This is a genomic window from Devosia limi DSM 17137 (assembly GCF_900128975.1).
Taxonomy (GTDB): Bacteria; Pseudomonadota; Alphaproteobacteria; order Rhizobiales; family Devosiaceae; genus Devosia; species Devosia limi.
This window is the reverse complement of record NZ_FQVC01000007.1, coordinates 12,608-37,018: the sequence shown is the minus strand read 5'-3', so window position 1 is coordinate 37,018 and position 24,411 is coordinate 12,608. Positions and strand designations below refer to the sequence as shown.

The following is a 24,411-nucleotide window of genomic DNA, read 5'->3' as shown; positions in this document are numbered from 1 at the left end:
GTTCCCGGCAACGCAGTTAATTTACATAAAATCCCACAGACCCTGAACTTGTATGGTAGTTATTGATCTCGTGTCCGCTTCATGCCAGAAACTGGTGCATGACTCAGTCCGCCCATCTGCATCCAGATCGCCTGTTCCCCGCCTCCGAGCCCAGCCGCGGCGTGGCGCGCGAGCTCTATCCGGCGGTCAGGGACCTGCCCATCGTCAGTCCGCACGGTCATACCGATCCGTCCTGGTTCGCCGACAATCAGCGCTTTTCCGATCCAGCGGCGCTCTTCCTGACCCCCGATCATTACGTGCTGCGCCTGCTGCGCAGCCGCGGGCTCAGCTATGATGACCTCGGCGTGCCGCGCAAGGATGGCAAGCCTGTCGCCGATGGCCGCGCCGCCTGGCGTCTCTTCGCCGCCAATTACCATCTGTTTGCGGGTACGCCCTCCAAGCTCTGGGTCGATCACTCGCTGCAATTCGTCTTTGGCATCAACGATGAGCTGTCCCCAGTCACCGCCGACGCCATTTACGATACCATTGCCCAAAAGCTTGCGACTCCCGAACTGCTGCCGCGCGCCATACTCGATCGCTCCAATGTCGAGGTCATCGCCACCACCGAATTCGCCCTCGATCCGCTATTGCATCACCAGAAGATGGCCGCCGACGGCTATATTGGCCGCGTCCGCACCACCTATCGCCCCGATGACGTCACCGATCCCAGCCGTCCCGCTATCGTCGATAATCTCAAGCGCTTTGCCGAACTGACGGGCGAGGATGTCGCCACCTGGGCGGGCCTGATCAATGCCCACCGCAAGCGACGCGAAGTCTTCCGCAGCTTTGGCGCCGTCGCCACCGACCATGGCGTGCCCTCGGCCATGACCGCCGATCTCCCACTGGTGGAGAAGCAGGCCTTGCTCGACAAGGTGCTGGCCGGCAGGCATGACGCCGCCGATGCCGAACTGTTCCGCGCCCAGATGATGACTGAAATGGCACTGCTCTCGGTTGAGGACGGTATGGTCATGCAGATGCATGCCGGCTCACGCCGCAATACCGATCCGCTGCTGATGGCCGAACGCGGCACCGATCTCGGCGCTGATATCCCCGGCACCACCGACTACGTCAATGGTCTGCGCGCGCTGCTCGGCCGCTGTGGTAATGAACCCAATCTGCGCCTGATCATGTTCGTTCTGGACGAAACCACTTATGCTCGCGAGCTGGCGCCCATGGCTGGCTATTGGCCATCCCTGATGATCGGCCCGCCCTGGTGGTTCCATGATAGTCCGCAGGGTATCCGTCGCTATCTCGATCAGGTGGTGGAAACCGCCGGTTTCTACAATCTCGCCGGTTTCAACGACGACACCCGCGCCTTACTTTCCATCCCCGCCCGCCACGACGTCTGGCGCCGCGAAGTCTGCGGCTTCCTCGGTCGCTGGGTTGGCGAACATCGCCTGTCCCGTTCAAGCGCTGAGGAAATCGCCAAACACCTGAGCTACCAGGCCGCCAAGGACGCCTACCGGATCAAATAAGCTCCAGCTACCGGCGTACACAGCGTCATCCCGGCGAAAGCCGGGATCCAGTTTTCTTGCTCACCGCCTTGATCAAAAAAGCCCTCAAGGCGCCTTCCACAACACCACCACCAGCACGATTACCCCGGCCAGCAGCAGGATCAGTGTCCCACTCAATCCGTTGAAGATCTGCCGGGCAATACTGGGATTGGCCTCGTCCGCCGCGGTGATATCGGCGAGCTCGTGGCGCGGCTGCGCGTTGTCCATGGCTTGGTGCGTCATAGTCCAGACCCTTCTGTTGATGGGCGCTGTCTTGCGTCAGTGCCAGCCTAGTCGCGCAAGGCTTTACCAAGTCTTTGCAGCGATGATTTCCTGCTTTTAGGGTTGCCATCTCACCAAGCGTCAACCTTACCTATGGGTAAATGCTTGTTCTTGCCCGATTTCGATCAACATTTCGCGGCTAGTGCTGCAGGGGTGTCGAATCGAATGCCCCATTCTGCTCTAATGGGACAATGATGAATCAGTCGCCCGTAGAAACTGCGCTTAGCCGAGCCCTCATCCGCTGGTCACTCACCAAGGCCACGCCGGTCGCCGAAACGCCCACGAGCTGGGTTTTTCGCGTCGAGCAGAACGGCCGTAATTTCGCTATCCTCAAGATACTCAAGCCCGGCATGGGTGAGGGTGAGCGGCGCGGTGGGGCGCTGATGAACTGGTATGGCGGGGAGGGCGCCGCTACGGTGTTCGACAGCCATGGCGACACCCTGTTCCTGGAATGGCTCGATGGTATCCCCCTTAGCGATGCAGTCCGCCAGGGCCGCGACGACGAAGCCACCATCGCGCTATCCTCGGTCGTTTCCAATCTGCATCGTCCCCGCGCTGATGCGCCGGACGACCTGCTGCCCCTGCGCCAGCATTTCAATGCGCTGTTCGCCACCGATGTTCGTGCCTGGCCCCATACGGCGCGCGATCTCTATGCCCGCTGCAATGGCGTGGCGCTGACCCTGTTCGACAAGCCCAGCGCCCAGATTCCGTTGCACGGTGACCTGCACCACGACAACATCATCTCTTCGGGCCGTGGCTGGCTGGCCATCGATCCCAAGGCGCTGGTGGGCGATCCGGCCTATGAAGTTGCCAATGCCTTCATCAATCCGATGGGCGCCGACAAGCTCGCCGCTGATCCGCGCCGCATCGCCGGCATGGCCGATATTTTCAATCAGCGCCTCGGCTTCAGCCGCAAGCGTATGCTGGGCTGGGCCGCTGCCCATGCCGCGCTCTCGGCCTGCTGGGACCTGGAAGACGGCAAGCCGATCACCGGCCAGCTCGCCTGCCTCCCCAATCTGCTCAGCGCGTACGATCAGGCCTAGCGCTTGATCGGCTTCCTATCGGTTTGCCTCATTCGGATTGTCTCATGCTCGACTTGACCCGCCGCAGTTTCCTCGTGCTGGGTGCCGCCGGCGCACTCAGCGCCTGCGTTTCCACCATCCCGGTCATTCCGGCCGGTGGCAACACACCCGAAACTCTGACCGACGCGCAGATCCTGCTCGCCATCAACACGGTGCGGCAGGCCAATGGTGCCCCGCCCTGGAGCTATAGTCAGAGCCTTGAGGATGCCTCCCGCGCCCAGGCGCGCCTGATGGCCGCCAAGAATACGCTTAGCCATGACCTGGGCGTCAAGTTGCGCCAGCGTGTCACCGATGCCGGCTATGCCGGGGCAGTCGGGGAAAATCTCGCGGGTGGCCACAAGACGCTCGAAAGCGCCATCGAAGGCTGGATGAATTCCAGCGGCCATCGCTCGACTCTGCTCTCCCCCAAATTTACCGAATTCGGCCTCGCCGTCGCGCGGGCCCCTTCCGGCAAACTCTACTGGGCCATGATCGCCGGCGGCAGCTTCGACGCATGGCGGGTATACTGAGCGACAGGGCAAGGGGGCTGACGCTACCTGCTTCCACCACTCACAGGGTCATTCCCGCGTAGGCGGGAAACCATTCTTTTCCCGCATGCCTAAGCCGTCAACGTCCGCCGCACCGCGTCGTCCCAGCCCTTCACCTTGCGCTTGCGTTCTGCCGCAGCCATTTTCGGCTCGAACCTTTGGTCACGCGCCCAGGCCTCGCCAAACGCCGCTGCGTCGGGCCACACCCCGGCCTTGTATCCAGCCAGCCAGGCGGCCCCCAGCGCCGTAGTTTCCAGGATCACCGGCCGGTCCACCGGCGCGTCCAGCACATCGGCCAGAAACTGCATGGTCCAGTCCGACGCCACCATGCCGCCATCCACGCGCAACACCGTCTGCCCGCCCGCACTCTTCCAGTCCTTGCGCATGGCTTCCAGCAGGTCGCGCGTCTGGTAGCAGACGGCCTCCAGCGCCGCCTTGGCGATCTCGGCCGGCCCCGAATTGCGCGTCAGCCCATAGATCGCGCCGCGCGCGTCCGCGTCCCACCAAGGCGCGCCCAGGCCGACAAAGGCCGGCACCATATAAACGTTCTGGCTGGGATCGGCCGTTCGCGCCAATGGCCCGGTTTCGCTCGCATGCTTGACCAGTTTCAGCCCGTCACGAATCCATTGGACGGCCGCCCCGGCAATGAAGATCGAGCCTTCCAGCGCATAGGTGGTCTTGCCATCCAGTCGATAGGCGATCGTGGTCAGCAGCCGGTTCTTTGATCGCACCAGGTCCGCCCCGGTGTTGAGCACCGCAAAGCACCCGGTACCATAGGTCGACTTCATCATGCCGGGTGCAAAGCAGGCCTGCCCGATCGTTGCCGCATGCTGGTCGCCGGCCACCCCGAGAATGGGGATCGGCGCGCCGAACCATTCGGCATCCGCCACACCGAAATCGTCGGCGCAATCCTTGACCTCTGGTAGCAGCGCCGCCGGCACATCGAGCAGATCGAGCAGCGCCTTGTCCCAGTCATTGCTCTCGATATTGAACAGCAGCGTCCGGCTGGCATTGGTCGCGTCGGTGGCATGCACCTTGCCGCCCGTCAGCCGCCAGATCAGGAAGCTGTCCACCGTGCCAAAGGCCAGTTCGCCCGCCTCAGCCCGCTTGCGTGCGCCTTTGACACTATCCAGCAGCCACTTGACCTTGGTGCCCGAGAAATAGGGGTCCAGCAGCAGCCCGGTCTTCTTGGTGACCAGCTTTTCCTTGCCCTCTTTGCGCAGTTTGGCGCAGAGCTTGGCGGTGCGCCGGTCCTGCCAGACAATGGCATTGTGGATGGGCTTGCCGGTTATCCGGTCCCAGATCAGCGTCGTCTCGCGCTGGTTGGTAATGCCGATTGCTGCAATATCCCCGGCATCCAGCTTGGCCGCCTTCAGAGCAGCCTTGACCGACCAGACGACGCTCTCCCAGATGTCCTCGGGGTCATGCTCAACCCAGCCATCGCGTGGAAAGTGCTGGGTGAATTCCTTCTGCCCGACTCCGACAATCGCCCGGTCGGCGGAAAACACGATCGCCCGGCTTGAGGTTGTCCCCTGGTCGATCGCCAGCACATATCCGCTCATATCGCCTCCTCAGACGCCGAATTCTCGGTCTTTTTACCTCGCTTCCCGTGGGAGGCGAGCACAGCTTAGTGGCCGCTTTTCGCCAGATAGGCGTCCAGTTTTGCTGCATCTTCGCTATTGGTCCGCAGTCCCAGCTTGGTGCGGCGCCACAGGATATCCTGTGCAGTTCTCGCCCATTCGCGCGCCACGAGATAGTCCACTTCGCGCTGATAAAGCCCGTCGCCAAAATGTAGGCCCAAGCCTGCAAGATCCTTGGCATCGCCAAGCAGGTCACGCGCCTTGGTGCCATAAAGCCGGGTCAGCCGCAGCACTAGGTCATGGGGCAGGGCAGGATAGTCCTTGGCCAGCCGCCGCACTTCGGCATCAAACGCCAGCGGCTCGAAGTCGCCGCCGGGCAGTTTGGCCGTCTTGGTCCAGGGCGCACCCTTCTTGCCCAGCACGCCCTCGATTTTTTCCAGCACCGATTCCGCCAGCCGGCGCGACGTGGTCAGCTTGCCGCCAAACACATTGACCGCCGCGCCTTCGCTCGCCGTCCCATCAACCCGCAGCACATAGTCGCGCGTCGCTTCCTGCGCGGCGCTGGCACCATCGTCAAACAGCGGCCGCACGCCAGAATAGGTCCAGACGATCTGGTCTCGCGTGACCGGGTTCCTGAAGTACTCGCTCGCCGCCTTGCAGAGATAATCGGTCTCGTTGTCCGAAATCGCTACGTCCTTTGGATCGCCGTGATAATCTTCGTCGGTGGTGCCGATCAGGGTGAAGTCGTCCTCATAGGGAATGGCGAAGATGATGCGGCCATCGCCATTCTGGAAAATGTAGCAGCGGTCGTGATCGAAGAGCTTCCTGACCACGATATGGCTGCCCTTCACCAGTCGCACATTATGCGCGCCGTTCCGGCCCATTGCCCCGCCAATGACCTCGTCCACCCATGGCCCCGCCGCATTGACCACCAGTCGCGCCTTGATCGTCTCGGTCATGCCACCGGCATCGGCCACCACCACATGCCAGATGCCACCCTCGCGGCGCACGCTGGTTACCTTGGTCTGGGTGCGGATCACCGCACCCTTGTCGGCGGCGTCGCGCGCGTTCAGCACCACGAAGCGGGCATCGTCGACCCAGCAATCCGAGTATTCGAACCCGGTGCGATAGCCCGTCTTCAGTGGCTTGCCGGTCGGGTCCGTGGTCAGATTGAGCGTCTTGGTCGGCGGCAACAGTCGGCGCCCACCCATATAATCATACATGGCCAGCCCGGCCCGTAGCACCAGCGCCGGCCGCAGCCCCTTGTGGTGCGGCAACACGAAGCGCAGCGGCTTGATGATGTGCGGTGCCGCCGCCCACAGCACTTCGCGCTCCGACAGCGCCTCGTGCACCAGTCGAAATTCATAGTGCTCGAGGTATCGCAGCCCGCCATGCACCAGCTTGGTCGCGGCCGATGAGGTGCCCGATGCCAGGTCGTTCATCTCCGCCAGGAACACGCTAAATCCGCGCCCCACGGCATCGCGGGCAATGCCCGTACCATTCACGCCGCCGCCGATGACAAAAATGTCGAAAATATCGGGAGTGGACATCAGCTCAGGCTCCTTGGCGGCCGGCGAGGGTGTGTTTCGTTTTGTAAGCGAATGGATTTCGGTTTGGAAGGATTTTGTTTCGTTTTGCCCTGCCGTCGCAAATTAACGGCTAACGCACCGATCTTCCATACAAGGGTGAATTGACCTCGCTGCCTGGTGGCGTTAGTCCAGTATCTCCTTCGGCCCCAGGTTCCTCGGCCATGCTTGCCATCATCACTGTGATCGCGCCGATTTTCGCGCTGATGGCCTTTGGCTATCTGGCGGTTCGCTATCGCCTGTTTCCGGCCGATGGAATCAAAAGCCTAATCGCTTTCGTCAACAATTTTGCGACGCCCTGCCTCCTGTTCTATTCCATCCTGACCAGCGACCTGCGCTCCGCCTTCAACCTGGCCATTATCGGCCCTTTCTACCTCGCCGCGCTGATCTGCTTCGTCCTCGGCATTTTCGTCGCCATCAAGCTGTTCAAGAACCGCCCGGGCGAGGCCGTTTCGGTGGGGTTTTCAGGCACCTTCACCAATACCGTGCTGGTCGGCCTGCCGATCATGACCCGTGCCTATGGTGTGGATTCCCTGCCGGTGACGCTGTCGATCATCGGTCTGCATGGTGCGATCCTGCTGACCTTTGGCATGGTCACCATGGAACTGGTGCGGCGCGACGGCCAGCCGCTGAGCAAGACCCTCGTGGTCGCGGTTAAGCGCGTCGCATCCAATCCGCTGATCTGGGGCATTGCCGCCGGCATGATCGGCTATTTCAGCGGCCTTACCCTGATCGAGCCGGCCGAAGCCTTTTTCACCATGATGAGTCAGGCCGTGGTTCCCGCAGCCCTGTTCGGCATTGGCGGCGCTCTCAATGAATATCGCTTGTCGGAGAACTGGAAGCAGGCCCTGGTCGCCTCGCTGTTCAAGCTCGTCGTCCACCCGGCACTGGCCTATGTGCTGATGATCTGGGTGTTGCACGTGCCGATGGAGATCGCCCGCTACGGCATCCTGCTCGCTGCCATGCCCTCGGGCGTCAATGTCTACGTCTTCGCCACCTACTACAATCGCGGCATCAGCGTTGCCGCCAATACCATCCTTATCGCCACCATCGCCTCCGCCGCGTCTATCTCCGCCTGGCTTTACATCCTGAGCCTCTAGCGGGTGTTTCTAACGCGACGTCCGGTCTGGCGAGCGCACACATTTTCCCGATCCAGCGTCACCTGGCTTGTGCGGGCAATCCACCGCACCGCCCTTTTGCTCCACTAACCTACGGCGCCAGTTCGATCGTAACGCCCATATCCCTGGTGCCATCCCCCGCCGGCACGGCGCGCAGCGGCTGGGTACCCAGCGCGTCCAGTCCCGCCGCCAGCCGCACATGCCGGTCGGTCGGACACAGCAGCAGCATCGGGTCAAACCCGATCCAGCCCAGCCCGTCGTCAAACGCCTCGGCCCAGGCATGAAATGCCGCTGGGCTCTCCGCATCGCCCGCCAGATATCCGGTCACATAGCGCGCCGGAATACCCAGCGCCCGCGCGGCGCCGATAAAGCCATGCGCATAGTCCGCCGCCGGCGCTGCCGCCTTCACCGCGCCCTGACCTTGGCTCTGCTTGCCATCCGCCTGCATCTGCGTCTGGCTTTCGTCCTCCGCCGCGCCCAGCGCTTCGCTCACCCGTGCCATCAGACCATGCAGGATATCCAGCCGGCTCTCCTTGGAATTGCGGAACTTGCTGTAGAGCCCCGCCGGCACCTTGGTCAGCGGCGTCACCCGCTTGTAGATCGCTGGCACTGGCTCGCCCCCCGGCCGACCGAGCACGCCATGCCGGTCCACCGTCGCCACCACGCCTTTGACCGTCACCGTCAGCGGCCCGTCCGGCCGCGTCTGGTTGACCAGATGCGCCATATTGCCAAACGCGTCGTTGAAGCGCCCGGCATTGCCGATCCCGGGCGCCTCCACGCTCCAGCTTTCGATGGTCTGGCTCGGCCCAGTTTGCGGCGTCAGCAACAACTGCATCACCGCATGTTGGGTGCCCGGAGGTGGCGTAAAGCTCAGCTGGTGGCGAATGGCTATGCGCATCGGTGCAATCGCGTCCTAATAGAAGTTGTAGCTCTCCGAGAGGCACTCGGTGACGCGATTATTACGGGCAATGAACTCGGTCAGGAATTCGTGCAGGCCATGCGCGAAGATTGTCTCCATCGTCGTGCCCTCCACCATTGCCCGCATCTGGCTGGCCGCTTCGTGGCAGTCCTGCCGCTTGCCATAAAGCTCCGACAGACTGTCCAAGGTCAGCTCGATGGCCCTAGCGCAAAAGATCAGCGAGCGCGGCATTTCCGGCCGCAGGATCAGGAAATCGGCAATGTTATGAGCCTTGTAGCGGTCATGGTAGACATGGCGATAACTGCGATGGGCCGATGCCGCCCGCAGGATCAGCGTCCATTGCTGGATGTCGAGATCGCCACCGATCATCTTGGCACGTGGCAGCAGCACGTAATATTTCATGTCCAGAATGCGCGCCGTATTATCTGCCCGCTCGACGAAATTGCCCGCCTGACTGAACGCAAAGCCGTCATCGCGCAGGATAGTCCCAAGGAGAGCCCCGCGGAACTGGTGGCTCAATTGCTTGACCCATTGCAGCAGGCCCAGCAGTTTGGCCCCCCGCACATCGCGCGGCTTGATCTGTGAAAATTCCAGCCACGCCCCGTTGAGGCTTTCCCACATATCGGTGGTGATGGCGGTGCGCACCGAGCGCGCATTGGTGCGCGCCGCCATCAGGCAGGAATAGACCGAGGATGCATTGTCGGGGTCGAACATCATGAAATGGGCGACCGTATCGACGTCGGCAGTCTTGTGCTTCTTGTTGAATTCCTCGTCGACTTCGGCTGCCTGCATCATCGACATCAGATGCTCACTGGCCCCGCCCTCGCGCCGCGAGGTCAGGCTCATGCGGTATCCGACTTCCAGCAGCCTCGCCATGTTCTCGGCCCGCTCCACATAACGCGAGAGCCAGAACAGGTTTTGCGCAGTCCGTCCCAGCATTCTCATGCGGACACCTGCAGATTATTCATCATCACGGGTAGGTGCTGCATGGACATCATCAATCCTCCAGCACCCACGTATCCTTGGTCCCGCCGCCCTGGCTGGAATTGACCACCAGCGAGCCCTTCTTCAACGCCACGCGTGTCAGCCCGCCGGGGGTGATCCGCACTTCGTCGCCGATCAGCACATAGGGCCTGAGATCGACATGGCGCGGGGCAATCCCGGCATTGACGAAAGTGGGGCAGGTGGACAGCGCCAGGGTTGGCTGGACGATGTAATTGTCCGGCCGGGCCTCGATTTTCTTCTTGAATTCCTCGCGCTGCGCCTTGCTCGAGGTCGGCCCGATCAGCATACCGTAGCCGCCCGAACCATGCACTTCCTTGACCACGAGGTCCTGGATGTTGTCGAACACCCAGGCCCGCTTGTCGCTGTCGGTGCAATTGTAGGTCGGCACATTGTTGAGCAGCGCCTTTTCACCGAGATAGAATTCGATAATCTCAGGCACATAGGTATAGACCGCCTTGTCGTCGGCAATGCCGGTGCCCGGCGCATTGACCAGCGTCACATTCCCCGCCCGATAGGCGTCGAACAGCCCGGGCACGCCGAGCATGGAATCTGGCCGGAAGGTCAGCGGATCGAGATAATCGTCATCGATCCGGCGATAAATCACATCGACCCGCTCCGGGCCGGTGGTGGTGCGCATATAGACCTTGCCGCCATCGACAAACAGGTCTGGCCCCTCGCACAGTTGCGCGCCCATCTGGTCGGCCAGGAACGAATGCTCGAAATAGGCCGAGTTGTAGATGCCCGGCGTCAGCACAGCGATATTGGGCGATGATCCCGCGCCCGCCGGCGCCACGCTATCCAGCGTCCGCCGCAGGTTCTCGGGATAGTTCTCGACTGGCGCAACCTTGCAGCGCTGGAACAGGTCCGGCGCCAGCTGCATCATCGCCTCGCGGTCTTCCAGCATGTAGCTGACGCCCGATGGCGTGCGCAGATTGTCCTCAAGCACATAATATTCGTCCGGACCGACCCGCACGATATCGACGCCGATAATATGGGCATAGACGCCCTTGGCCGGCTCCAGCCCCATCATTTCGGGGCAGAAGGCCGAATTCTGCAGGATCAGCTTTTCGGGAATCCGGCCCGCCTTCAGGATCTCCTGGCGGTGGTAGATATCGTAGAGAAAGGCGTTGAGCGCCTTGACCCGTTGTTCGATCCCCTTGGACAGCCGCCGCCATTCCTGCGCCGCGATAATGCGGGGGATGACGTCAAAGGGAATGACCTTTTCGGTGCCCTCGTCCGAGCCATAAACCGCAAAGGTAATGCCCAGCTTGCGGAAGATGGCTTCCGCATCCGATTGCATCAGGGTCAGGGCTTTGTCGGGTTGCTCGTCCAGCCATTGGGCCAGGGCGCGATAAGGTTCGCGGACAGATCCGTCCGCATTATGCATTTCGTCAAACGGCGTTGTGTCGCCCATTATGCTCCGAGTGGTAATACGGCTCGTCCCATCGCCTTCACATTGCTACACATTTGTACGGCCCCGTCCAGCCGTTCGCGAATGCTTTTCGTCCTTGCTTGTCGACTTGAGGAGTGGCGCGGTCTATCTCTTGATGCACTGTCCGATCCTGTCCGCCGAGTGAACCATGCCCATCGAAATCCTGCAGACTGCCAAGCTTCTCGATAGTTGCGAGGCCGCCCTGGCCGAACGCTACACCGTCCACAAGCTGCATCTGCAGGCCGATCCGGCAGCCTACCTCGCCGAAATCGCCCCGCGCATTCGCGCCCATGCCGGCAGCGGCGTGAAGGGCGATCTGATCGCCAAGCTGCCCAATCTCGAAATCATTGCCGGCTTCGGCGTCGGCGTAGACAACATCGATCTGGCCGCCGCCAAGGCTGCCAATGTGCGCGTCACAAATACGCCCGACGTGCTCAATGACGCCGTCGCCGAACTCACCATCGGCCTGATGATTTCGCTGGCCCGCCGTATTCCGCAGGGCGATCGTTTCGTGCGCGACGGCAAATGGCTCAATGGCGGCTTTGGCCTGTTTTCCGAACTGACCGGCAAGACCGTCGGCATTCTCGGCCTCGGTCGCATCGGCAAGGAAATCGCCACCCGCGCCCAGGCCATGAAGATGCGCGTCGTCTATCACGGTCGCAATCGCCAGGAAAACCAGCCCTATGTCTACTACGACAAGCTGGTCGACATGGCCCGCGATGCCGATTGGCTGGTGCTGATTGCCCCCGGTGGCAAAGGTACCGATCGTATCGTCTCGCGCGAAGTCCTCGAAGCGCTCGGCCCCAAGGGCATGCTGGTGAACATTGCTCGCGGCACCCTGGTGGATGAGCCGGCCATGGTCGATCTTCTGGTCAATGGCGGCCTTTGCGGCGCCGCCCTCGATGTCTTCGAGAAAGAGCCCCAGGTTCCTGAGGCGCTGTTCTCCCTCGACAATGTCGTCCTCGCCCCCCACCAGGGCAGCGCCACCCACCAGACCCGCGACGCCATGGGTGCGCTACTGGTCGCCAATCTCGAGGCCCACTTCGCCGGCGAGCCGCTGATCAGCGCGGTGGTCTAGCGCCAATTTCCGGTCGGGTCACGCAAAGTGGAACTTAGTCCAGACAGTTTGGTGCTTATCAATCCCGTCGACCTCGGGGGTGTAATAGAATGGCTGTTGCACCCCGGAGGCCAGCATTTTGGCGCGCGTCATGTTGAACGAATGAGGCGTATGGCCATCGATCTGGTCGAGGAAATGAGTCAGACGCTCGGGCCCAAAGATGAGCTGTGGCTATGTCGGAGCGTGGATTACCAGCCAGATGCATTGATTGGTGAAGAGGGGCTTGCGGTAGTGCGGGCGGGTGTCATCGTCGCGTATCGGCCTGTGAAGCAACACTAACGGCAGTGCTGCCGAGTTTTATTCCAGATCATCCTGCACGATTGTTCCATTGGCATGGATGCAGATGATCACCAGCCGGTCGGGCCCGATATTGGTGAACTTGTGAGGCGTATTGCCCGGCATGACCGCTATGTCATTGGGCCCGATATCAAGCGTTTCCTCGCCCGCCACCAGTCGTGCCCGGCCGGATTTGACGATCCAGGTTTCGGCATAGGGATGCACATGCAGTGCCGGCCCCTGGCCGGGCTCATTGTCCACCGAGAAGAACGAAATTCCGGTGCCATAAGCCTCGCCCTCGAACTTGATCGTTCGGCTCGCACTGGGCGCCCGCTCTGCTGCGCGCAATACGTGAACCATGGCTGCTCTCCTGTTTGTCCTCGAACAGGCGACGGATGGCCGGTTCAGATTTCGACACGCGCCGGGATGCTGGTCGCAAAGATCCAGTGCTTTTTCCCACTCAGCTGAACGACCTCCACCGTCGTCCATCGCTGTTGCTCGAACAGAGGGACCGCCTCTGCCGTCAGCGAATGTAGCCGCTCATATCCCAGCCGCCGCGCCTCCACCTTGGCCCGCGCCAGCAGCGCCGACGCCACGCCTTGCCGCCGGGCCCGCGGATCGACGACCAGACCACCCAGCCAGGGCGATCGTTCGGTCACCAGCCCACCCGAACTGGCCGTCAACGCACATGTGCCCACCACATCCCCGTCCCTGATTGCGATGATCCCCAATGGCAAACCATCGCGCCGCATGCGCTCGCTGAGATCTGCCCGCGCCGAGGCGCCGCGCGCATTGTACCAATCGGGCCATTCGGCCTCCAGCAGCGCCGTCAGCGCCGCGATGGCGTCCCTGTGGTCGATCAACAATGCAGTCTCGATGGTCATCGTCCTGCCTTTCTCGCACGGCCAACCTGCATTACACGGCGATTCCCAGCGGCCCGACAACGCGCTAGCTTCGCCTCAATGAGTCAGGAGACCAGTATGGCTGAATGGTGGCGTGGCGGGGTAATCTATCAGGTCTATCCGCGGTCGTTTCAGGATAGCAATGGCGACGGCGTCGGCGATCTGCCCGGCATCATCCGCCGCCTCGATCACATTGCCAGCCTCGGCGTTGATTGCATCTGGCTCTCCCCCATTACGCAGTCGCCCCAGGCCGATATGGGCTATGACGTCTCCGATTATCGCGAGGTCGATCGCCTGTTCGGCTCGCTGCATGACTTCGATAGCCTCGTCGCCCAGGCCCATGCCCGCGGCATCAAGGTGATCATGGATCAGGTGGTCAGCCACACCTCGGACCTGCATCCCTGGTTCGAGGAATCCCGCCTCAACCGCACCAATGCCAAGGCCGACTGGTATGTCTGGGCCGATCCCCTCAAGGACGGCTCCCCGCCCAATAACTGGCCCGCCGTCTTCGGTGGCCGCGCCTGGGAATGGAACCCGACGCGGGGGCAATATTACCTGCACAATTTCCTCGCCAGCCAGCCCGATCTCAATTTCCACAATCAGGACGTCCAGCAGGCGGTGCTCGATGTCATGCGCTTCTGGCTGGAACGCGGCATCGATGGCTTCCGCCTCGACACGGTCAATTACTACTTCCACGACAAGAAGCTACGCTCCAATCCGCCCAACAAGCTGCAGGAGCATCTGCCCTATGCGGTCAATCCCTATGACATGCAGGAGCACAAATTCTCCAAGAGCCAGCCGGAAAATCTCGACTTCCTGCGCCGTGTTCGCAAGCTGCTCAACGAATATCCCGGCACCACCTCGGTGGGCGAGGTCGGCGATAGCCACAAATCCGTGCAGTTGATGGCCGAGTACACCTCGGGCGGCGACACGCTGCACATGTGCTATGGCTTTGATTTCCTTGGGCCCGATTTCACTGCTGCCCATTTCCGCACCCGCATCGAGCAGTTTTTCAAGGCCGGTCCCGATGGCTGGCCGTGCTGGAGCTTTTCCAATCACGACGTTCCGCGCCATCTGACGCGCTGGGCGCCCCATAGCCAGAGCCTGTCCAATCTCGGCCGGCAGACCGCAGCGCTCCTGCTTTCGCTCAAGGGTTCGGTCTGCCTCTATCAGGGCGAAGAACTCGGCCTGACCGAAACCGACCTGCTGTTCGAGGAATTGACCGATCCGCGCGGTATCCGCTTCTGGCCCGAGGACAAGGGCCGCGATGGCTGCCGCACCCCGATCCCCTGGGAAGCAGGCGAGCCGCCAAATGGCTTTACGACCGGCACGCCCTGGCTGCCGATCAAGGCCGAGCAAGCTGCGCTCAACGTCGCCGCCCAGAATGCGGATGGCGCCTCGATGCTGGCCTTTTACCGGCAGATCCTTGTCTGGCGCCGCGCCCATCCTGTGCTCTGCGATGGCGACATCGCTTTCTACAAGACCGGCGAACCCGTGCTGGCCTTCCGCCGCTTGGGCGACGGCGAAACCATGCTGGCCGTGTTCAATCTCTCCGGCGAAGCCCGCGAAGTCGCCGTCACCGGCCTGCCCAATGGCACCGAACCCGAGCCGATCTCGCAATCCGCCGTGCTGGCCCGCAAATCGCTCGCGCTCGGCCCCAATGGCTACGCCTTTTTCGCTCTCCCCGCCGACGCCCCCGCCGTCAAGGTCAGCTACAAGCCATGAAAATGGTCCGGCGAGACCAATCTCGCCGGACCATCAATTCTCAAACGCTCGCCGTCACCCACCAGGCCATTCCCGCGCAGGCGAGAATTTCCTTGGCCTTATAGGTGGCCTACCAGACCTGCCGCATCGTATTCGGGTCGAAATAGGCCATCGACTGGCTGCCGTCGCCATTGCGCACGAAGGCGCGGATGCAGCCATTCCAGCGCTCGACGCTGGTCGCATCGACGCCCATGCGCTGCAGCGTGCGTAGATCGGCTTCGTTCAGGGCCCGCTCGTCGGCATTGCGATCAAACTTGTCGTCCCCGAATCCCATCGTGATCGAGACGCTGGTGCGGTTATCGACGCAGAACGGCGCCGCGAGGGCCGGGACGCTGGAAGCCGCCAGCAGGACAAGCACCGGTACAGTGTGACGCAGCATGATAGAATCTCCTTTTGGCTAGTTCTCGCCCGTGATTGTGGCGGTCTCAAGCTTGCGCTCGCGCCGCTGGATCAAAACCACCACGGCCGGAATAGCAAAACTCAGCAGCAATAGCCGGATAACGTGGTGCGCTGCGATGAAGGCCGTATCATAGCCCAATGCAATGCCCAAGGCACCCATGCCTTCCAGTGCACCGGGCGACAGTCCCAGCCAGATCTGCCCGAACGGCATGTCGACGAGCAGGCTCACCCCATAGGCAATAGCGGTGACGATGGCCACGGTCATGCCGGTGGCAATCAAGCCGCCCCACGCCGCCTTGACGAATTCATCCCGCTTGATCCCGGCAAAGCGCGACCCGATCAGCGCCCCGGTCAGGACGAAGGTGATGGTGACAAGCACTGGCGGCAAGCTGGCCGTGTAGAACCCCGCCAGCTTGGCCACCGTCGCTGCCGCCATCGCCCCCAGCACAAAACCGGCCGGCACCTTGAGCCGCACAAATGCCCAGCCCGTCGCGGCGCAGGCGGCCGCCAGCGCCAGCAGCTCGATAATGCTCAGAAACGATGTCGGCACCGGTGGCGCGAAATGCTCGATCGGCAGCACCATGGCGCCCAGCGGCACGCAGATGGTCAGCATCAGGATGCGGATCACCTGAATAATCGCGATCTGGCGCGGATCACCCACGCCCGCCGAGGCAATGCCCATGATGAACGACAGATGGCCGGGGAACGAGCTGAGATAGGCGGTGCCTACATCCAGCTTGAACACCCGCACCAGCATCCAGCCGGTCAGCGAGATGATCAGCACCAGTTCCAGCACCAGCGCGGCCAGGCTGATCGGCCAGCGGGTAATCAGTGTCAGGCTATCGGGCGCGACGCTCGCCCCCATCGACATGCCGATCAAAACGAACGCCACGTCGCGAACCCGGTCGGGCATGGCCACGGGCATGCCCGCCATCGCCGCGGCCGTTACGGCCAGCGCGCCGCCCATCAGCCAGCCGGCCGGCAAGCTCAGCGCGTCGGCGACAAAGCCGCCAACGGCTGAGATAGCCAGCGTCGCAAGGGTCAGCAGGATAAGGCGGCCGCTTGCGGGTAGGGCCGTCAGGCGATCGGAAGGGCCCTTTCGGCCAGGCGTACCCAATAGCTTGTTCCCACTGGAATAATGTCGTCGTTGAAATCGTAGCCGTCAGTGTGCAGCTCAGCCGTGTCGCCATTGCCGAGGAAGATATAGGCCCCCGGCCGCGCTTCCAGCATATAGGCAAAATCTTCGCCGCCCATCGAGGGTGCCGCGTCGGTATCGACCCGCTCGACGCCCGAAATCTCTGCGGCAATCTCGGCCGCAAATGCCGTCTCGCGCTCCGAATTGACTGTCACCGGATAGCCCTTGCGATAGCCGACCGTCGCCTTGGCGCCAAAGGCCGCGACAAAATCGGGCACGAACTGCTTCAGCCGGTCTTCCATGAAATGGCGCACCTGCGGATCGAGCGTCCGGATCGTGCCTTTCAGCCGCGCATTGCGCGGAATGACATTATAGGCCTCGCCCGCTTCCATCACCGTCACCGACAGCACCGCATTATGCAGCGGGTCGACATTGCGCGACACAAAGGTCTGCAGCGCCGTAATCAGCTGCGCCGCGATCATCACCGGATCGATACTGGTCTGCGGGCGCGCCGCATGGCCACCGCGCCCTTCGATCTCGATGGCAAATTCATCGGTCGCCGCCATGATGCCGCCAACGCGAATGCCGAATTCACCCGCTGGGATGCCCGGCCAATTGTGCATGCCATAGACTTCGGCAATGTCGAACCGGTCCATCAAGCCGTCCTGCACCATCTCGCGGCCACCGCCGCCACCCTCTTCGGCGGGCTGGAAGATCACCGCCACGCGCCCATCGAAATTGCGCGTCTCGGCCAGATATTTGGCCGCGCCCAGCAGCATTGCCGTGTGCCCGTCATGGCCACAGGCATGCATGGCGCCCTTGGTGGTGCTGGCATAGGGCTTGCCGGTCGCCTCGGTGATCGGCAGCGCATCCATATCGGCCCGCAGCCCCACGGTGCGGCCGCTGGCATTGCTGCGCCCGTTGATAATCCCGACCACCCCGGTCCGGCCCAGTCCGGACACCACCTCATCGCAGCCGAACGCCTTCAGCAGTTCCTCGACCTTGCCGGCGGTGCGATGCACCTCGAACAGAATCTCCGGATGAGCGTGAAAGTCCTGACGCCATCCGGCGATCTCGGACTGGAACTCGGCGATGCGGTTGAGAACGGGCATAAAACTCTCGAAGCAGTTGGCGCTGGGTCAGTGTCGCTGTCCCAATCACAAGCGTCAACCATACCATGGAGTGAGCGAGTCTGCGCAAGGCAGGGATTTTCCAACAATCTCCGGCATGGTGGACCGAAATTCCCCAACTCCGCCTTGTCCTTGCCGCCCGGATTTGTCAAACCAGCGCCAACTTCCAGGGAGCCTGCCGCACCATGAAGATACTGGTCGCCATCAAGCGCGTCGTTGATCACAATGTGCGCATTCGTGTCCGTCCAGATGGGACGGGCGTCGAAACGCAGGGCGTGCGGATGTCGATGAACCCCTTCTGCAAGCACGCGGTGGAAGCCGCTGTGCAACTTGCGGAAGCCGGTCACGCCGATGAAGTCGTCGTGGTGTCCATCGGCCCCAAGACCGCCAATGACGTCATCCTGACGGCGCTCGCCATGGGCGCCCATCGCGGCATCCTGATCGAAACCGATGCCGAGCTCGAAACCCTCGCCATTGCCAAGCTGCTGGCCAAGCTGGTCGCCGAAGAAAACCCCGATCTGGTACTGCTGGGCAAGCAGGCGGTCGATGATGACAGCAATCACGTCGGCCAGATGCTCGCCGCGCTGACCGATCGTCCCCAGGCCACCTTCGCCTCGGCTATCAAGGTCGAAGTCCAAAGCCTCGAAGTCACCCGCGAGGTCGATTTCGGGCGCATCACTGTCGCCCTGCCTCTGCCTGCCATCGTCACCGCCGACCTGCGCCTCAATACCCCCCGCAATGCCGCCTTGCCGATGGTTATGAAGGCCCGCTCCAAGCCACTGGCGGTGCGCCCGGTCGCCGAATTCGGTGTCGATATCGCCCCGCGCCTCACCGTCGAAAAAGTCTCCCCACCGGCCGAACGCGCTGCGGGCCGCACGCTGGGCTCGGTGAGTGAACTGGCCGGCTTCATCGCTGGCGATATTGCCGAGATGGAGGCGCTTTGATGGCTGTTCTGGTTCTGGCCGATCACGACCTCGGTACGCTCTCTCCCGCCACGGCCCGCGTTGTCCATGCCGTCGCCGAACTTGGCCCCATTGACGTTCTGGTGCTGGGCGAGGGCATCGATCAGGTCGCCACCGATGCCGCCGGTATTGCTGGCGTCGCCCGCGTGCTGGTGGGGCAGGGTGCCGACTTCACCGGTGACTTTGCCGACGCCATCGTCCCGCTGCTGCAGACCCTGTCAGCCAATTACCAGCATATCGTTAGCGCGGCCGGATCGGTCGGCCGCGATGTCATGCCCCGTCTTGCCGCCAGGCTCGACCTGATGCCGGTGACTGACGTCGTCGCCGTGCTCGGTCCCAACCGCTTCGAACGCCCCATCTATGCCGGCAACGCCGTGCAGACCGTCACCGCCAATCAGCCAAAACAGGTGCTGACCATCCGCGCCTCGGCCTTCCGCGCCGCAGCGTCCGGCAATGCCGCTCCCATCGAGCCGGTGCCGCATCAGCCCGTCGCCTCGGCCGCCCGCGTCATCGCCGCCCACCGCACCGAAAGCGATAGCCCCGACCTCGCCACCGCCCAGATCGTGGTCGGCGGCGGCGTCTCTGTCGGCTCCGCCGAAGGCTTCCAGCTCATCGAGCAGCTCGCCAAAAAGCTCGGCGCTGCCATTGGCGCTACCCGGGCTGCTGTTGATGCCGGCTACGCCCCCAATGACTGGCAGGTCGGCCAGACTGGCAAGATCATCGCGCCCGATCTCTATATCGCCATCGGCATCTCCGGCGCGTTGCAGCATCTGGCCGGCATTCAGGGCGCCAAAAAGATCGTCGCCATCAATTCCGATGCCGAAGCGCCGCTGGTCAAACTCGCCGATGTCGCCCTGATCGGCGATCTCTTCACCATCATCCCTGAACTGATCGCCGAGCTGGATAAACTTGGTTTCAAACGGCCCTAGTCAGAAGGCCGCATTGAGTCAGCCTGCGGACTTCTCATAGATTGCAAATCCCGCCCCGCCGCCTATAAAGGCTGCGCCTTCCCACCGGAACGACTCCAAAAATGTTCGAGACTCTCTCCAAGGCCCCCGGCGACAAGATCCTGGCGCTCATGGGCGAATACGCGGCCGACCCGCGTCCCACCAAGATTGACCTTGGTGTCGGTGTTTACAAAGACGAAAAGGGCGTGACCGCTGTCATGTCCGCGGTGCGCAAGGCCGAGGAACGCATCCTCGCCAATGAAAAAACCAAGACCTATCTCGGCATCGCCGGCAATAAGGGCTTCGGTAGTGCCGTGCTCGATCTGGTCCTGGCCGATGCCGTCGATCGCAAGCGCGTCCGCATCGCCCAGGCCCCCGGCGGCACTGGCTCGCTCTGGGTGCTGATGCAGCTGGTCAATCGTGCCCGTCCCGGGGCCACCATCTGGGTGTCCGATCCGACCTGGCCCAACCATATGCCCATCGCTGAAAATGCCGGGCTGACGGTCAAGACCTATCCCTATTTCGACACCGAAACGCGCGGTGTGAAGTTCGCCGACATGCTCGCCACGCTGGATAAGCTGGGCAAGGACGATGTCGTGTTGCTCCACGGCTGCTGTCATAATCCGACCGGTGCCAACCTCACCAATGAACAGTGGGACCAGGTTGCCGCCAGCTTCGCCCGCACCGGGGCGCTGCCCTTCATCGATCTGGCCTATCTCGGCTTTGGCGATGGCCTGCTCGAAGACGCCTATGGCACCCGCAAGCTGCTGGCAGCAGTGCCCGAAGCTCTGGTCGCCTTCTCGGGCTCGAAGAATTTCGGCCTCTACCGCGAACGCATCGGTGCTGCCATCATCCTGGCCCGCGACGAGGCCTCGGCCGATATCGTCAACTCGCAGATGCTCAATGTCATCCGCTCCAGCTATAGCCAGCCCCCCGATCATGGCGCGGAAATCATCCGCACCATCCTCGAGGACAAGGAATTGCGCGCCGAGTGGGAAGCCGAGCTCAACGCCATGCGCGGCCGCATGATCCGCCTGCGCGAAAAGCTCAGCGAAGCCATCCGCCAGCGGTCAAATTCCAAGGACTTCGACTTCATCGCCGCCCATCGGGGCATGTTCTCGCTGCTGGGTCTGCCAAATGAGACCGTCGAGCATTTAAAAGCCGCGAACGGTATCTATATGATTGGTGACAGCCGCATCAACGTCGCCGGCATTCCCGAAGACCGCATCGGCGACCTGGCCGAGGCAATGCTCGCAGCGACGAAATAACCTCAAGCCAAAGCGCCTTGCGGCCCGGACACGCCGTGCTACATCTTGGCCAATGGCTTCGAATAGAACGCATTTTTAGGAGGGAACGATGAAGTTCTTTGTCGATACCGCGGAAATCAAGGATATCCGTGAACTGCAGGAAACCGGGCTTCTGGATGGTGTCACCACCAATCCGTCGCTGATCGCCAAGTCGGGCCGCGATTTCAAGGAAGTGATCAAGGAAATCTGCGGCATCGTTCCCGGCCCGGTTTCGGCTGAAGTGGCTTCGCTCGAATATGAGGGCATGGTCGCCGAGGGCGAACACCTCGCCAAGATCGCCGACAATGTCGTCATCAAGCTGCCGCTGACGCTCAATGGCCTCAAGGCCACCAAGTACTTCCATGACAAGGGTATCAAGACCAATGTCACGCTGTGCTTCTCGGCCAATCAGGCACTCCTGGCTGCCAAGGTCGGCGCGACCTATATCTCGCCGTTCCTGGGTCGTCTGGATGACATCAATCTCGACGGCGTCGAGCTGATCGAAAACATCCGCGTCATCTATGACAATTATGCTTTCGACACGCAGATTCTGGCCGCTTCGATCCGTTCTGCCAACCACGTGACCCAGGTCGCGCTGGCTGGAGCCGACGTTGCCACCATCCCGCCTGCCGTCATCCGCAAGCTTGCCGATCACCCGCTGACCAATGCTGGTATCGAAGGCTTCCTGAAGGACTGGAAGGCTACCGGCCAGTCGATTCTCTAAGGATCAGGCGAGCCGTCTACCAAAGCGATGTCACCCCGGCGAAAGCCGGGGTCCAGTTTCGGGTCTGGTCAAGCAAACTGGATTCCGGCTTACGCCGGAATGACGCGGTGGGTAGCTTGGCCAGAGCGCCCCACTGAAAGACCCCCATGGCCGATACCGAACTCGCCGCTTCGATCAAATCCGCGCTCGACGCTGTCGAAATTCCCGGCGGCGGCGCGCTGTCCGGTTATGCCGGACTGTCCGAAATCATCATCACCACCCATGCCGTCGCCTTCGCCATTGCGGTCGCGCCGGGCATGGAGGCCGCTTTCGGTCCTGCCCGTGAAGCCGCCCAGCAGGCCGCGCAGGCTGCTGCTCCCGGCCGCAAGATCATGGTGTCGCTGACATCCGACAAGGCGCCGGCCACCGGCCAGGCTGCCGCGCAGGGCCGTCCCGGTCCCGCGCCCAAAACCCCGGTCCCCGGCGTCAAGCGCATCATCGCCGTCGGCTCCGGCAAGGGTGGCGTCGGCAAGTCCACCACTGCGGTCAATATCGCCCTGGCATTGCAGGCCGAAGGTCTGCGCGTCGGCGTGCTCGATGCCGATCTCTACGGTCCCTCCATTCCCAAGCTGCTCGGCATCGAAGGTAAGCCCGCCGTCCGCGAGGATGGCATCTTCTCGCCCCACACCGCCTTTGGCCTCAAGGCCATGTCGATCGGCTCCATGCTCAATCCCGATCAGGCCGTGGTCTGGCGCGGCCCGATGGCGACCTCGGCCCTGCGTCAATTGCTGCGCGAAACCGATTGGGGCGGGCTCGATATTCTCGTTGTCGATTTGCCGCCCGGCACCGGCGATATCCACATCTCGCTGTTCCAGCAGGCTGAAGTCGATGGCGTCGTCATCGTTTCCACGCCGCAGGAACTGGCGCTGATCGATGCCAAGAAGGCCATCGACATGCTGCGCCGCCTCAACGTGCCGCTGCTCGGCCTCGTTGAAAACATGAGCTATTTCATCGCCCCCGATACCGGCACCCGCTACGACATTTTCGGCTCCGGTGGCGCCGAAGCCGCCGCTGCGAGCTTGGATATGCCCTTCCTTGGTGCCGTGCCGCTGGTTATGTCGATCCGCGAGAATTCCGATAGCGGCCAGCCGCCGGTGGTCTCCGATCCGACCGGCCCCGAGGCCGAGGCCTTCCGCGCCATCGTCCGCAACATCCTCGCCGCCACCCCCGCTCTGCGCGCCTAGGATCGTCCCTGCGCCGCGCCGGCAGCACCGGCAATATCTGCTATGCAATCGATTGCATAAACGCATTTCCTACGCTATTCGGCTTTGAACGCGCGATCAATCGCCGCCAGAGGAGCCCGCATGTTTTCCATCGATCGCAAGGATTTTGGTCCCGATTTCGTCTTCGGCGTCGCCACGGCCGCCTATCAGATCGAAGGCGGCCAAAAAGACGGACGCGGCTCCTCGATCTGGGATAGCTTCTCCGCCACCCCCGGCAATGTCCACAACGGCGATACCGGCCTCAATGCCTGCGATCACTATGAGCGCTGGGCCGAAGACCTCGACCTGATCCGCGATGGCGGCTTCGACGCCTATCGTTTCTCCTTCGCCTGGCCCCGCCTGATCCCCGAAGGCACCGGCGCCATCAACCAATCCGGCCTCGATTTCTATGACCGCCTGATCGACGGCATGCTCGAGCGCGGCCTCAAGCCCTATGCCACGCTCTATCACTGGGATCTGCCCTCCGCCCTGCAGGACAAGGGCGGCTGGATGAACCGCGATATCGCTGGCTGGCTGGGCGACTATGCCAGCCTGATCGGCGACAGGTTCGGCAATCGCCTGCATGCCACCGCCACCATCAACGAGCCCTGGTGCGTCGCCTTCCTCAGCCACTTCCTCGGCGTCCACGCACCCGGCTATCGCGACATCCGCGCCACGGCCCGCGCCATGCACCACGTCCTGCTCGCCCACGGCACAGCAATTGATGCGCTGCGCGCCGAAGGCGTCAAAAACCTCGGCATCGTGCTCAATCTGGAAAAGTCCGAGCCGGCCACCGACACCCCCGAAGACATTGCCGCCACCAATCTGGGCGATGCAATGTTCAATCGCTGGTATCTCGATGGCGTGCTCAAGGGCAAATATCCCGAGGACCTGACCACCCCGCTCGCCGCCTATCTGCCCGAGGGCTATGAGCGGGACATGGAGATCGTCTCGCGCCCGCTCGATTGGCTGGGGATCAATTATTACACCCGCGGTCTCTACAAATCGGCGCCCTCCCGCATCGGCTTCCCCATCGAACAGGTTCAGGGTCAGCTCGAAAAGACCGAAATGGGCTGGGAAATCTATCCCCAGGGACTGACCGACCTCCTGGTGCGTGTCTCCACCGACTACACCAGGATCCCGCTCTACATCACCGAGAACGGCATGGCCGAGGTCGAAGGCGAGGCCGATCCGCGCCGCGTCAGCTACTACGAGGAACACCTCAAAGCCGTGCTCGCCGCCCGCGCCCAGGGCGCCGATGTCAGGGGCTATTTCGCCTGGTCGCTGCTCGACAATTACGAATGGGCCGAGGGCTACAACAAGCGCTTCGGTCTGGTCCATGTCGATTACCAGACCCAGCAGCGCACCCCCAAGGCCAGTTACCGCGCCTTCCAGGGCATGCTGCACAACACCCGCTGATTGCTCCGCGCGGAAATCCCCCAGCTGCCGGGTCATTCCGGCGCAG

24 protein-coding genes are annotated in these 24,411 nt (G+C 62.4%); 13 read left to right on the top strand and 11 right to left on the bottom strand.

All coding sequences use genetic code 11. The features are described 5' to 3' along the window. The first annotated feature begins 98 nt into the window (after positions 1-98). On the top strand, positions 99-1,514 hold the full coding sequence (uxaC, locus tag BUA69_RS12080; RefSeq protein ID WP_046134098.1) for a glucuronate isomerase: 1,416 nt from the start codon (positions 99-101) through the stop codon (positions 1,512-1,514). A gap of 84 nt (positions 1,515-1,598) precedes the next feature. On the opposite strand, the gene BUA69_RS20985 is transcribed toward uxaC, so the two are convergent. Further along, positions 1,599-1,775, bottom strand: a complete 177-nt coding sequence (locus BUA69_RS20985) for a hypothetical protein (RefSeq protein WP_160300101.1) — start codon at positions 1,773-1,775, stop codon at positions 1,599-1,601. Positions 1,776-2,008: 233 nt separating this feature from the next. On the opposite strand from BUA69_RS20985, the gene BUA69_RS12075 reads away from it, so the two are divergent. Both BUA69_RS12075 and BUA69_RS12070 read left to right on the top strand, forming a co-directional pair. Further along, positions 2,009-2,857: an aminoglycoside phosphotransferase family protein gene (locus BUA69_RS12075; protein WP_052950389.1), complete on the top strand. Its 849-nt coding sequence runs from the start codon at positions 2,009-2,011 to the stop codon at positions 2,855-2,857. A gap of 44 nt (positions 2,858-2,901) precedes the next feature. Next, positions 2,902-3,405 (top strand): CAP domain-containing protein, encoded by a 504-nt coding sequence (locus BUA69_RS12070; protein ID WP_052950390.1) that lies wholly within the window; start codon positions 2,902-2,904, stop codon positions 3,403-3,405. Between the two features lie 89 nt (positions 3,406-3,494). Here the strand turns inward: BUA69_RS12070 and glpK are convergent, their stop codons facing one another. Both glpK and glpD read right to left on the bottom strand, forming a co-directional pair. After that, entirely contained in the window at positions 3,495-4,985 is a 1,491-nt protein-coding gene (gene glpK / locus BUA69_RS12065) for a glycerol kinase GlpK (protein WP_046134099.1), read from the bottom strand. Between the two features lie 65 nt (positions 4,986-5,050). Then, positions 5,051-6,553: a glycerol-3-phosphate dehydrogenase gene (glpD, locus tag BUA69_RS12060; RefSeq protein ID WP_046134100.1), complete on the bottom strand. Its 1,503-nt coding sequence runs from the start codon at positions 6,551-6,553 to the stop codon at positions 5,051-5,053. Positions 6,554-6,753: 200 nt separating this feature from the next. On the opposite strand from glpD, the gene BUA69_RS12055 reads away from it, so the two are divergent. Then, complete coding sequence (locus BUA69_RS12055; RefSeq protein WP_046134101.1) at positions 6,754-7,689, top strand: AEC family transporter; 936 nt, start codon at positions 6,754-6,756, stop codon at positions 7,687-7,689. Between the two features lie 109 nt (positions 7,690-7,798). Here the strand turns inward: BUA69_RS12055 and BUA69_RS12050 are convergent, their stop codons facing one another. Genes BUA69_RS12050 through BUA69_RS12040 form a run of 3 tightly spaced genes read right to left on the bottom strand, consistent with a single transcriptional unit; the run spans position 7,799 to position 11,045 of the window. After that, positions 7,799-8,605, bottom strand: coding sequence for a transglutaminase family protein (locus BUA69_RS12050; RefSeq protein ID WP_052950391.1), 807 nt, complete (start codon positions 8,603-8,605; stop codon positions 7,799-7,801). A 15-nt stretch (positions 8,606-8,620) separates the two neighbouring features. Next, positions 8,621-9,565: an alpha-E domain-containing protein gene (locus BUA69_RS12045; protein ID WP_046134102.1), complete on the bottom strand. Its 945-nt coding sequence runs from the start codon at positions 9,563-9,565 to the stop codon at positions 8,621-8,623. A gap of 58 nt (positions 9,566-9,623) precedes the next feature. Then, complete coding sequence (locus BUA69_RS12040) at positions 9,624-11,045, bottom strand: circularly permuted type 2 ATP-grasp protein (protein ID WP_046134103.1); 1,422 nt, start codon at positions 11,043-11,045, stop codon at positions 9,624-9,626. A 166-nt stretch (positions 11,046-11,211) separates the two neighbouring features. Here BUA69_RS12040 and BUA69_RS12035 point away from each other — a divergent pair, with 166 nt between their 5' ends. Together BUA69_RS12035 and BUA69_RS20980 are read left to right on the top strand one after the other, a co-directional pair. Continuing rightward, entirely contained in the window at positions 11,212-12,141 is a 930-nt protein-coding gene (locus BUA69_RS12035) for a 2-hydroxyacid dehydrogenase (protein ID WP_046134104.1), read from the top strand. A 150-nt stretch (positions 12,142-12,291) separates the two neighbouring features. Beyond that, positions 12,292-12,459, top strand: a complete 168-nt coding sequence (locus tag BUA69_RS20980) for a hypothetical protein (protein ID WP_160300102.1) — start codon at positions 12,292-12,294, stop codon at positions 12,457-12,459. A gap of 18 nt (positions 12,460-12,477) precedes the next feature. Here the strand turns inward: BUA69_RS20980 and BUA69_RS12030 are convergent, their stop codons facing one another. After that, entirely contained in the window at positions 12,478-12,816 is a 339-nt protein-coding gene (locus BUA69_RS12030) for a cupin domain-containing protein (RefSeq protein ID WP_046134105.1), read from the bottom strand. 44 nt (positions 12,817-12,860) lie between these two features. After that, positions 12,861-13,340, bottom strand: coding sequence for a GNAT family N-acetyltransferase (locus BUA69_RS12025; RefSeq protein ID WP_052950392.1), 480 nt, complete (start codon positions 13,338-13,340; stop codon positions 12,861-12,863). 96 nt (positions 13,341-13,436) lie between these two features. Between BUA69_RS12025 and BUA69_RS12020 the strand changes: the two genes are divergently transcribed. Further along, a complete protein-coding gene (locus BUA69_RS12020; protein ID WP_046134106.1) occupies positions 13,437-15,083 on the top strand; it encodes an alpha-glucosidase in 1,647 nt (548 codons plus the stop codon). A 109-nt stretch (positions 15,084-15,192) separates the two neighbouring features. Here the strand turns inward: BUA69_RS12020 and BUA69_RS12015 are convergent, their stop codons facing one another. From BUA69_RS12015 to BUA69_RS12005, 3 genes are read right to left on the bottom strand one after another with little or no spacing between them, the layout of a single operon-like run. Beyond that, positions 15,193-15,501, bottom strand: coding sequence for a hypothetical protein (locus BUA69_RS12015; RefSeq protein ID WP_046134107.1), 309 nt, complete (start codon positions 15,499-15,501; stop codon positions 15,193-15,195). Between the two features lie 18 nt (positions 15,502-15,519). Continuing rightward, on the bottom strand, positions 15,520-16,638 hold the full coding sequence (locus tag BUA69_RS12010; RefSeq protein ID WP_046134108.1) for an AbrB family transcriptional regulator: 1,119 nt from the start codon (positions 16,636-16,638) through the stop codon (positions 15,520-15,522). Continuing rightward, the gene (locus BUA69_RS12005; protein WP_046134109.1) at positions 16,599-17,768 is read right to left on the bottom strand and encodes a M20 aminoacylase family protein; all 1,170 of its coding nucleotides are present in this window, start codon (positions 17,766-17,768) and stop codon (positions 16,599-16,601) included. Before BUA69_RS12005 ends, BUA69_RS12010 begins: the two co-directional genes overlap by 40 nt. A gap of 203 nt (positions 17,769-17,971) precedes the next feature. Between BUA69_RS12005 and BUA69_RS12000 the strand changes: the two genes are divergently transcribed. From BUA69_RS12000 to BUA69_RS11975, 6 genes are all read left to right on the top strand, one after another. Then, positions 17,972-18,730 carry an electron transfer flavoprotein subunit beta/FixA family protein gene (locus tag BUA69_RS12000; protein WP_046134110.1) on the top strand — a complete coding sequence of 253 codons (759 nt, stop codon included), beginning with the start codon at positions 17,972-17,974 and terminating at the stop codon, positions 18,728-18,730. Beyond that, on the top strand, positions 18,730-19,677 hold the full coding sequence (locus BUA69_RS11995; RefSeq protein WP_046134111.1) for an electron transfer flavoprotein subunit alpha/FixB family protein: 948 nt from the start codon (positions 18,730-18,732) through the stop codon (positions 19,675-19,677). The genes BUA69_RS12000 and BUA69_RS11995 overlap by 1 nt, the downstream gene beginning before the upstream one ends. 101 nt (positions 19,678-19,778) lie before the next feature. Beyond that, complete coding sequence (locus tag BUA69_RS11990; protein WP_046134112.1) at positions 19,779-20,963, top strand: amino acid aminotransferase; 1,185 nt, start codon at positions 19,779-19,781, stop codon at positions 20,961-20,963. Positions 20,964-21,051: 88 nt separating this feature from the next. Next, on the top strand, positions 21,052-21,705 hold the full coding sequence (gene fsa / locus BUA69_RS11985) for a fructose-6-phosphate aldolase (RefSeq protein WP_046134113.1): 654 nt from the start codon (positions 21,052-21,054) through the stop codon (positions 21,703-21,705). Positions 21,706-21,851: 146 nt separating this feature from the next. Further along, complete coding sequence (locus BUA69_RS11980; protein WP_046134114.1) at positions 21,852-22,928, top strand: Mrp/NBP35 family ATP-binding protein; 1,077 nt, start codon at positions 21,852-21,854, stop codon at positions 22,926-22,928. Positions 22,929-23,048: 120 nt separating this feature from the next. Beyond that, positions 23,049-24,365 (top strand): GH1 family beta-glucosidase, encoded by a 1,317-nt coding sequence (locus BUA69_RS11975; RefSeq protein WP_046134115.1) that lies wholly within the window; start codon positions 23,049-23,051, stop codon positions 24,363-24,365. Positions 24,366-24,411: the final 46 nt, after the last annotated feature.

What these genes read in the sequence shown, in the direction of transcription:
- BUA69_RS12040 (WP_046134103.1), bottom strand. Translation starts at nt 11,045, where the DNA reads ATGGGCGACACAACGCCGTTTGACGAAATGCATAATGCGGACGGATCT.
- BUA69_RS11990 (WP_046134112.1), top strand. Translation starts at nt 19,779, where the DNA reads ATGTTCGAGACTCTCTCCAAGGCCCCCGGCGACAAGATCCTGGCGCTC.
- BUA69_RS12075 (WP_052950389.1), top strand. Translation starts at nt 2,009, where the DNA reads ATGAATCAGTCGCCCGTAGAAACTGCGCTTAGCCGAGCCCTCATCCGC.
- BUA69_RS11975 (WP_046134115.1), top strand. Translation starts at nt 23,049, where the DNA reads ATGTTTTCCATCGATCGCAAGGATTTTGGTCCCGATTTCGTCTTCGGC.
- BUA69_RS12050 (WP_052950391.1), bottom strand. Translation starts at nt 8,605, where the DNA reads ATGCGCATAGCCATTCGCCACCAGCTGAGCTTTACGCCACCTCCGGGC.
- BUA69_RS12020 (WP_046134106.1), top strand. Translation starts at nt 13,437, where the DNA reads ATGGCTGAATGGTGGCGTGGCGGGGTAATCTATCAGGTCTATCCGCGG.
- BUA69_RS12045 (WP_046134102.1), bottom strand. Translation starts at nt 9,565, where the DNA reads ATGCTGGGACGGACTGCGCAAAACCTGTTCTGGCTCTCGCGTTATGTG.
- glpD (WP_046134100.1), bottom strand. Translation starts at nt 6,553, where the DNA reads ATGTCCACTCCCGATATTTTCGACATTTTTGTCATCGGCGGCGGCGTG.
- BUA69_RS11980 (WP_046134114.1), top strand. Translation starts at nt 21,852, where the DNA reads ATGGCCGATACCGAACTCGCCGCTTCGATCAAATCCGCGCTCGACGCT.
- BUA69_RS12030 (WP_046134105.1), bottom strand. Translation starts at nt 12,816, where the DNA reads ATGGTTCACGTATTGCGCGCAGCAGAGCGGGCGCCCAGTGCGAGCCGA.
- BUA69_RS11995 (WP_046134111.1), top strand. Translation starts at nt 18,730, where the DNA reads ATGGCTGTTCTGGTTCTGGCCGATCACGACCTCGGTACGCTCTCTCCC.
- BUA69_RS20985 (WP_160300101.1), bottom strand. Translation starts at nt 1,775, where the DNA reads ATGACGCACCAAGCCATGGACAACGCGCAGCCGCGCCACGAGCTCGCC.
- BUA69_RS12070 (WP_052950390.1), top strand. Translation starts at nt 2,902, where the DNA reads ATGCTCGACTTGACCCGCCGCAGTTTCCTCGTGCTGGGTGCCGCCGGC.
- uxaC (WP_046134098.1), top strand. Translation starts at nt 99, where the DNA reads ATGACTCAGTCCGCCCATCTGCATCCAGATCGCCTGTTCCCCGCCTCC.
- glpK (WP_046134099.1), bottom strand. Translation starts at nt 4,985, where the DNA reads ATGAGCGGATATGTGCTGGCGATCGACCAGGGGACAACCTCAAGCCGG.
- BUA69_RS12015 (WP_046134107.1), bottom strand. Translation starts at nt 15,501, where the DNA reads ATGCTGCGTCACACTGTACCGGTGCTTGTCCTGCTGGCGGCTTCCAGC.
- BUA69_RS12005 (WP_046134109.1), bottom strand. Translation starts at nt 17,768, where the DNA reads ATGCCCGTTCTCAACCGCATCGCCGAGTTCCAGTCCGAGATCGCCGGA.
- BUA69_RS12055 (WP_046134101.1), top strand. Translation starts at nt 6,754, where the DNA reads ATGCTTGCCATCATCACTGTGATCGCGCCGATTTTCGCGCTGATGGCC.
- BUA69_RS12035 (WP_046134104.1), top strand. Translation starts at nt 11,212, where the DNA reads ATGCCCATCGAAATCCTGCAGACTGCCAAGCTTCTCGATAGTTGCGAG.
- BUA69_RS12025 (WP_052950392.1), bottom strand. Translation starts at nt 13,340, where the DNA reads ATGACCATCGAGACTGCATTGTTGATCGACCACAGGGACGCCATCGCG.
- fsa (WP_046134113.1), top strand. Translation starts at nt 21,052, where the DNA reads ATGAAGTTCTTTGTCGATACCGCGGAAATCAAGGATATCCGTGAACTG.
- BUA69_RS12000 (WP_046134110.1), top strand. Translation starts at nt 17,972, where the DNA reads ATGAAGATACTGGTCGCCATCAAGCGCGTCGTTGATCACAATGTGCGC.
- BUA69_RS20980 (WP_160300102.1), top strand. Translation starts at nt 12,292, where the DNA reads ATGGCCATCGATCTGGTCGAGGAAATGAGTCAGACGCTCGGGCCCAAA.